General features: G+C 74.4%; 8 protein-coding genes and 1 pseudogene. 6 read left to right on the top strand and 3 right to left on the bottom strand.

The window, feature by feature from the left end; all coding sequences use genetic code 11:
- Positions 1 to 161: 161 nt before the first annotated feature.
- Together AC07FT_RS35970 and AC07FT_RS35965 are read right to left on the bottom strand one after the other, a co-directional pair.
- On the bottom strand, positions 162 to 455 hold the full coding sequence (locus AC07FT_RS35970) for an SHOCT domain-containing protein (protein WP_479180367.1): 294 nt from the start codon (positions 453 to 455) through the stop codon (positions 162 to 164).
- A gap of 141 nt (positions 456 to 596) precedes the next feature.
- Complete coding sequence (locus AC07FT_RS35965) at positions 597 to 1,820, bottom strand: threonine synthase (RefSeq protein WP_479180366.1); 1,224 nt, start codon at positions 1,818 to 1,820, stop codon at positions 597 to 599.
- 54 nt (positions 1,821 to 1,874) lie between these two features.
- Here AC07FT_RS35965 and AC07FT_RS35960 point away from each other — a divergent pair, with 54 nt between their 5' ends.
- From AC07FT_RS35960 to AC07FT_RS35945, 4 genes and pseudogenes are all read left to right on the top strand, one after another.
- Positions 1,875 to 2,444 carry a TetR/AcrR family transcriptional regulator gene (locus AC07FT_RS35960; protein ID WP_479180364.1) on the top strand — a complete coding sequence of 190 codons (570 nt, stop codon included), beginning with the start codon at positions 1,875 to 1,877 and terminating at the stop codon, positions 2,442 to 2,444.
- 80 nt (positions 2,445 to 2,524) lie between these two features.
- Positions 2,525 to 2,923: a (R)-mandelonitrile lyase gene (locus tag AC07FT_RS35955; RefSeq protein ID WP_471207046.1), complete on the top strand. Its 399-nt coding sequence runs from the start codon at positions 2,525 to 2,527 to the stop codon at positions 2,921 to 2,923.
- Positions 2,924 to 2,975: 52 nt separating this feature from the next.
- Positions 2,976 to 3,563, top strand: coding sequence for a DUF4865 family protein (locus tag AC07FT_RS35950; RefSeq protein WP_479180363.1), 588 nt, complete (start codon positions 2,976 to 2,978; stop codon positions 3,561 to 3,563).
- Positions 3,560 to 4,472: pseudogene (locus AC07FT_RS35945) on the top strand (phosphotriesterase family protein). Before AC07FT_RS35950 ends, AC07FT_RS35945 begins: the two are co-directional and overlap by 4 nt.
- A gap of 49 nt (positions 4,473 to 4,521) precedes the next feature.
- Here AC07FT_RS35945 and AC07FT_RS35940 read toward each other — a convergent pair.
- A complete protein-coding gene (locus AC07FT_RS35940) occupies positions 4,522 to 5,748 on the bottom strand; it encodes an ROK family protein (protein ID WP_479180361.1) in 1,227 nt (408 codons plus the stop codon).
- A gap of 17 nt (positions 5,749 to 5,765) precedes the next feature.
- On the opposite strand from AC07FT_RS35940, the gene AC07FT_RS35935 reads away from it, so the two are divergent.
- Both AC07FT_RS35935 and AC07FT_RS35930 read left to right on the top strand, forming a co-directional pair.
- Positions 5,766 to 6,986 (top strand): MFS transporter, encoded by a 1,221-nt coding sequence (locus AC07FT_RS35935; protein ID WP_479180360.1) that lies wholly within the window; start codon positions 5,766 to 5,768, stop codon positions 6,984 to 6,986.
- A 69-nt stretch (positions 6,987 to 7,055) separates the two neighbouring features.
- The gene (locus tag AC07FT_RS35930) at positions 7,056 to 7,790 is read left to right on the top strand and encodes a maleylpyruvate isomerase family mycothiol-dependent enzyme (protein WP_479180359.1); all 735 of its coding nucleotides are present in this window, start codon (positions 7,056 to 7,058) and stop codon (positions 7,788 to 7,790) included.
- Positions 7,791 to 7,808: the final 18 nt, after the last annotated feature.

Below are 7,808 nucleotides of genomic sequence, written 5' to 3'. Positions count from 1 at the left end.
GTCAGCCAGGGTTCGCCCGGCGGCGAGCGGGGCGAACCCTGGCTGACGCGGCACCGGGCCGTGTCGTTCGGATCTCCGCGGGCTCCGCCGTGCGATGTGCCCCAGCTACGCCCCCCGCACCCGACGCCGCGGCCTGATCCACGACGATCCGAACAAGACACCTAGACCGTGTCGTTCGGCACTCGCGGTCCGAACCGCTCGTCCAGGACCGACAGCCGCCGCCAGTACTCCTCCTCGTCGATCTCACCGGCCGCGAAGCGGCGGCCCAGCAGCGCGACCGGGGAGCGCTCGCCGTGGTCGGGGAGGCCGTGCGGCCACCGGGCGTGCCGCCGCCCGGCCGTACGCCGCAGCAGGGCGATCCCGCCGCCGATGACCAGCGCCCACATCAGGGGGACGAGCAGGATCCAGGGCCCGGGTCCCGCGCCGTCGGCGAAGCCGTGCGCCAGAGTGTTCATGCTGATCGCGCTCCTCGGAAGGGGTGGGGTACGCGGCCGTGGTCCGGCCGGCACCTTCCGAGCGTCGTCCACCGCGGCGTCCGCGTCGTCGTACGGCCGGTGACATCCGCCGTACCCCGGCGGGAGTAGCCGCGGCGGGGCTCAGGCGGTGATGCCCGCCGCGCGCAGCCGCCGCTCCACCTGCTCCCAGACCGGCTCCACCGGTTCGGCCGGATGCGTCCCGGTGTCGATGTCCTTGAAGCCGCTGGAGGTGGAGACACAGACCACGGGTCCGTCGAAATCGCCGCCGCGCCTGCGGTGACCGCGCAGCCCGGCGAGCCCGGCGGCGGCGGAGAGCTCCACCCACAGTCCCTGGCGGCCCAGTTCGGCCCGGGCGGTCGTCATGTCCTCGTCGGTGACCAGCAGGGCCTCGCCGCGGCTGCGGGTCACCGCGAGCACCCCGCGGTAGCCGCCCACGGTGCAGTCGATCCCGTACGCCTTGCTCCGGCCCACCGCGACGGTCGCGGCCGGGCGGCCCGCGCGCACGGCGGCGGCCAGCGGACCGCCCACCGAGGGCTCACAGCTGAAGATCCGGGGGATGTGCGGGGCCAGGCCGAGCCGGTGGAGTTCGGCGAACCCCTTCCAGACGCCGAACAGCAGCTCGCCGTAGCCGGTCGGGACGAACACCGCCGCCGGTACGCCGAGTTCGGTGAAGATCTCGTACGCCACGGTCTTGTAGCCCTCGGGGCCGAAGGCGTGGCTGGTGTGGGTGTCGGTGAGGTTGCTGACGGGGTGGAAGCCGCAGCGGTCCACGATCCGGCGCATCAACGGCCAGCGCGCGTCGGCCGGGACCGGCAGCACGACGGCGCCGTAGGCCCGCAGGAAGGAGATCACCGCCGGGGGCGCCCCGGCGGAGGCCAGGACCACACAGCGCAGCCCGGCGCGGGCGGCGTACGCGGCCGCCGAGGCACCGTGGTTGCCGGAGGAGGCGACCACCACGCCCTCCGCGCCCACGGCGACCGCGGCGCTCGCGGTGCAGCGGTTGAGCCGGTCCTTGTGGCTCCAGGTGGGGTTGCGCGACTCGTCCTTGATGAACACGCCGTCGCCCAGGGCGAGCAGCGGGGTGCCGCCCTCGCCGAGGCCGGGGGCGGCCAGCGGTGGCAGCAGGGGCGCCCACCGGTCCAGACCCCCGCCCGTCGGCCCGGTGCGCCCGAAGAGCCCGGCGGGCACGTCGTCGTAGGCGTAGTCGACCTCGACGGGGTACGTCATCTCCGGGGTGGCGGTCCGCGGACAGCCCCGGGTCAGCGGCGGCCACAGCGGATAGCGGACCGACGGGTCGCCGAGCGAGCGCTGACCGGTCGCCAGTGAGTCCTGTGCGGATGTCATCACCCGGAGTGTAGGCGCTGGAATTCTGTACCTACTAGTGTGTACAGTGGCGCCATGAGCACTCCGGAACGCCTGATCGAGAGCACCAGGGAGCTCCTCTGGGAGCGCGGTTACGTGGGCACCAGCCCCAAGGCCATCCAGCAGCGCGCCGGCGCGGGGCAGGGCAGTATGTACCACCACTTCAGCGGCAAGCCGGACCTGGCGCTCGCCGCCATCCGCCGCACCGCCGAGGAGCTGCGCGGCGTCGCCGCGGCCTGTCTGGACGGGCCGGGCGGCGCGTACGACCGCGTCGGCGCCTATCTGCGGCGGGAGCGCGACGTCCTGCGCGGCTGTCCGGTCGGCCGGCTGACGATGGACCCGGATGTGATGGCCGACCCGGAGCTGCGGCGGCCGGTGGACGAAACCCTCGACTGGCTGCGCGGACGGCTCGCGGAGGTGCTGGCCGAGGGCCGCGGGACCGGGGAGTTCACCGCCGGGCTGGACCCGGAGCCGGTCGCCGCGACGGTCGTGGCGACCGTCCAGGGCGGCTATGTCCTGGCTCGCGCGGCGGGGTCGCCCGCGCCCTTCGACAACGCGGTGGAGGGGCTGCTCACCCTGCTGGCCGCCTTCCGGGCGCCCGCGTAGCGATCCGGCGGGAGGCGCCCGGACCCCGGCGCCTCCCCGATCCCAGTCGATTCTCCTTCCCCTCAGAGGACTTGCTCACCGTGGAGATCACCCGAAACCCCCGCCGCAGCGAGCGCGGCCCCGCGGACCATTTCACCGGCTCCGTCTGGCTGGACGAGATAGCGGCCCCGGCCGAACCGTCACGTCTGCGGCTGTACAGCGTCCACTTCGCCCCCGGCTCCCGCACCGCCTGGCACCGCCATCCGCACGGCCAGGTCCTCCACGTCACCGAGGGGCGCGGGCTGGTGCAGTGCGAGGGCGGCCCGGTCGAGGAGATCCGCGCCGGGGACACGGTATGGATCGAGCCCGATGAGCGGCACTGGCACGGTGGCGGACCGCACACCTTCATGACCCATCTCGCCCTGGTGGAGACCGCGGCGGACGGCACGGCGGCCGTATGGGACGAGCTGGTCGACGACGCCACGTATCCGGCCGCCTGAGCGGACCACCCGCCGCTCCCGCCCCTCCCACCGCTCCCCCAGGAGTTCACCCATGGATGCGATGCAGTACCGGATCACCCTGCCCGCCGACTACGACATGGAGGTCATCCGCCGCCGGGTGCGGACCAAGGGCCCCCTGCTGGACGACTTCCCCGGGCTGGGCCTGAAGGCGTACGCCATCAGCGAGCGCGGGGTGGACGGCGCCGCGGTGAACGCGTACGCGCCGTTCTACCTGTGGACCGCGTCCGACGCCCCGCACCGCTTCCTGTGGGGGCCCGGATTCCAGGGCCTGGTCCAGGACTTCGGACGGCCGGTGGTCGAGCACTGGCCGGGCCTCGGTTTCGCCCGCGGCCCGTCCGCGACCGCCGTACCGCGGGCGGCCACCCGGCGCACCGGGACCGTGCCGGCCGCGGCCGATCCCGCCGAGGCGGTCGAGGACGCGCTGGCGGAGCTGACCCGGCGGGCGGGGGCGGACGGTGTGCACTCGACGGCCGTCGCCATCGATCCGCGCCGCTGGGAACTGGTCCAGTTCACCCTGTGGGAGGACACGGCCCCGCCATCGGAACCCGGTGACCGCTACCAGGTGCTCCATCTGTCGGCGCCCGGGCTGGACGCGCTCCCCGAGGGACGGCAGTGGTGACGGGCCGGAGCCCGGCCGTCCGTACCGTCCTCGGCGATGTCCCCGGCGGCGAGCGACGCCCATGACCACCTCTTCCTCCGCAGCGTGCGGCTGCCCGGCCAGGAGCTGGCCGACGCGGAGGCGGCCGAGGCCGAACTGCGCGCCTTCCGTGCCCTGGGCGGCGGCACGATGGTGCAGTGGACGCCGTACGGCATGGGGCGGGCGGCCGGCCGACTGCCCGCGCTCTCCCGGGCCACCGGAGTGCAGCTGGTGGCCGCCACCGGGATGCACCAGGCCATCCACTACCCGCCGGGCGCGGTCGAGGAGGTACGGGACCGGCTCGCCGAGCTGTTCACCGACGAGTTGACACGGGGCATCGGCGACGGCGGCCCCCGAGCCGGACTGATCAAGGTCGCCGGGGGCTTTCACGGGCTCGACGCACACGCCCGCCACACGATGACCGCCGCCGCCCACGCCCACCACCGCACGGACGCGCCGATCGCCGTCCATCTGGAGCTGGGCACGGCCGCGCCGGACGTACTGGACCTGCTGTGCGGGGAGTTGGGCGTACCGCCGCACCGGGTGCTGATCGGCCATCTCAACCGCTCGCCCGATCCGGTGGTCCACCGTCAGGTGGCGGCCATGGGCGCCTTCCTCGTGTACGACGGGCCCTCGCGCGCCCACCACACCACCGACTGGCGCCTCCCCGAGGTGCTCACCGCCCTCGTGGAAGCGGGCCATGCCGGGCAGCTGCTCCTGGGCGGCGACACCACGACGGCCGGGGCGCGCTCGGTGAACGGCGGCCCCGGTCTCCCGCATCTGCTGCACCGGCTGCGGCCCCGGCTCGAACAGGCCGTCGGTGCCGCGGTGATGGACCGGATCCTCATCGAGAACCCGGCCCGCGCGCTGGCGGTGAACTGGCCGGACTGATCCGCTGCCGGGCGTCCGGGCACGGCGGCGACGCGCCGCGCCCGGAACGTCATACGACGCCGAGCGCCGCCAGGGGGTCGTCGAGCACCCGCTGCCAGGCCAGTTCCGCCGCGCCCACCAGGCTGTTGTGGTCCAGCGTGCACGGCAGGATCGGAACGCCGCCGCTGCGCCCCCACAGACTGCGCTCGGCCACCACCGACCGCAGCCGCTCCGGATCGGCCTCCAGGAGCTCGCGGTGCAGTCCGCCGAGGATGATGCGGTCCGGGTTGAGGATGTTGACGAGTCCGGCGAGGCCCAGGCCGAGGCGGTCGATGAGCAGGTCGGACGCGGCGCGGACGGACGGGTCGGCGTACTCGTCCCGGAGCAGTTCACGGGCCTGCTGGAGCAGCGAGACCTCGGGGCCGGGGTCGCGTCCGGCGGCGGTGAGGAAGGCCAGCGGATCGGCCTCGATGTCCAGACACCCGCGGCTGCCGCAATGGCACGGCCGCCCCTCGGGATTGACGGTCAGATGGCCGACCTCGAGCGCCAGTCCGGCGCTGCCGGTGTGCAGCCGCCCGTCGAGGACCAGCGCCCCGCCGACGCCCCGGTGCCCGGTGGCCACGCACAGCAGATGCGCGGATCCGCGGCCCGCGCCATGGCGGTGTTCGGCGAGGGCGGCGATGTTGACGTCATTGCCCGCCAGCCCCTCGACCGGCTCCCCCGCGGGGTTGGTGACGCCCGCGGCGGCCAGCCCGCGGGTGAACAGCTCGCGCACCGGCGCGCCCGCCGGCCAGGCGACGTGCAGGGGGTTGAGCGCGGTGCCCTCCGGTTCGGCGACGGCGGACGGGACCGCCAGCCCCGCGCCTACGCAGCGGCGGCCGGATTCCCGCAGCAGTTCGGCTCCGGCCTCGACCACCGCGTCGATGACGTGCGCCGGATCGGCGGGGACCGTCATACAGCCGGGGGCGGTGGCCACGAGCGTGCCGCCGAGTCCGACGAGCGCGGCGCGGAAGCCGTCGGCGTGCACCTGGGCGGCGAGCGCGACGGGACCGCGCGGGGCGATGCCGAGGCGGTGCGAGGGCCGCCCCTGCGCACCGGCGGATCCGAGCGGGCGGGAGTCGACCTGGATCAGCCCGAGCGCCTCCAGTTCGGCCGCGACGGCGCCCGCCGTGGCGCGCGTCACCCCGAGCTCGGCCGTGAGCACCGCGCGGGTGGGCGCGCGCCCGGTGTGGACGAGCTCCAGCGCAGGTCCAAGAGCGCTTCGGCCGCGCTCAAGCCTTGTCCGTGTCTGGGTCACGGTCCTATTCTCACTTTGTGCCGACAGTAAACAAAACATGGACGGCCGCTTCGGGGACCCCGCCTTCCGTCTCCCCGGACCGCGGTCTCACCCGACTCCGTGCCGCCATCACCGTGTTCTTCGCCCTCGACGGCTTCGTGTTCGCCGGATGGGTGGCCCGTATCCCCGCCATCAAGGAGCAGACCGGCGCGTCGGAAGGGGCGCTCGGGCTGGCCCTGCTGTGCGTGTCGGCGGGCGCCGCGGCCACCATGATGGCCACCGGACGGCTCTGCCGCCGCTTCGGCAGCCATGCCACCACGGTCGCCGCGGCGGCCCTGTTCTCGCTGAGCGTCGCCCTGCCGCCGCTGACGCACTCCGTCCTCGCACTGGGGCTGGTGCTGCTCGTCTTCGGCACCGGGTTCGGCGGGCTCAACGTCGCCATGAACAGCGCGGCGGTCGATCTCATCGCCGCGCTGCGCCGCCCGGTCATGCCCAGCTTCCACGCCGCCTTCAGCCTGGGCGGTGTGATCGGGGCCGGGCTGGGCGGACTGATCGCCGACCAGCTCTCCCCCGTCCGCCACCTGGCGCTGCTGGCCGCCGTCGGCCTGGTGCTCACCGCGGTCGCCGGACGGACCCTGATCTCCCTCCCGGCGCCCGTGTCCGAGACGGCGGAGACGGTGTCGTCCGCGCCCGCGCGGCCGAGGGCGGCGCGCCGCCTGGTCGCCGTCTTCGGTCTGATCGCCCTGTGCACGGCCTACGGCGAGGGCGCGATGGCGGACTGGGCGGCGCTCCATCTGCACCAGGACCTCGACGCCTCCGCCGGACTCGCCGCGGCGGGCTACTCCGTCTTCGCGCTGACGATGACGGTGGGCCGGCTGTCCGGCACGGCGCTGGTCGAACGGCTCGGTCAGACCCGGACGCTGGTCGTGGGCGGGGGCATGGCGGCGGCCGGAATGCTGCTGGGCTCCCTCGCCCCGTCGGTCTGGGCCGCGCTGGCCGGATTCGCGGTCACCGGGCTGGGACTGGCCAACATCTTCCCGGTCGCCATCGCGAGGGCGGGTGCGCTGACCGGACCGGGCGGGGTCGCCGCGGCCTCCACGCTCGGCTACGTCGGCATGCTCCTCGGCCCGCCGACGATCGGTTTCCTCGCGGACTGGCTCTCGCTGTCCGCGGCTCTCACCACGGTCGCGGCGCTGGCGGCGGTGTCGGCCGCCATCGCCGCCCTGACACGCAACACGGCCCGCACGACGGAGAACTGATCATCCGTCATGCACACCATGACCCCGGCGGGCGACCCGGTTGTCGGTGCCGGCTGGCAGAATCCCGACATGGACATCAGTGAGCTGATCGACTGTGTGGACCGCGAGGGACGACTGCTGGCCGACGCCGCGGCCCGGGCCGGGGTGGACGCCGCGGTCCCCACGTGCCCCAAGTGGCAGGTCCACGACCTGTTGAGCCACACCGGGCGGGTGCACCGCTGGGCGACCCGGGTGATCGCCGAGGCTCTTGCCGAGCCGGCGCCGTTCACCCCCGATCCACAGCTCAGCGGCGAGGCGCTGCTGGAGTGGTTCCGGGACGGCCACCGCGCCCTGGTCGAGGCGCTGCGCACCGCCGATCCGGAGCTGGCCTGCATGACCTTCCTGCCCGCGCCCTCGCCGCTGGCGTTCTGGGCCCGGCGGCAGGCCCATGAGACCGCCATCCACCGGGCCGACGCCGAGTCGGCGCTGGGCGGAGAACTCTCGCCCGTCACCCCGGAGTTCGCAGCCGACGGACTCGATGAGCTGCTGGCGGGATTCCACGCCATGGAGCGCAGCAAGGTACGGACGGAGACCCCGCGCACCCTCCGGCTGCGGGCCACCGACGGGGACGCGGTGTGGACGGTGCGGCTGTCCGACGGGGTGCCGCGCACCGAGCGCATTGCCGACGGGGTGGCGGACTGCGAGCTCTCCGGGCCGGTCACGACCCTCTATTTCGCGCTGTGGAACCGGCTTCCGCTCAGCACGCTCGGCACCACCGGCGATCCGGAGCTCGCCCGGCTGTGGCGGGAACGCGGAGGAATCTGAGGTGAGCGAGTGCACCGG

It is taken from the genome of Streptomyces sp. NPDC045899 (assembly GCF_056431485.1).
The sequence above is the reverse complement of the archived record's forward strand: the minus strand, read 5'-3'. Positions and strand labels throughout refer to the sequence as shown.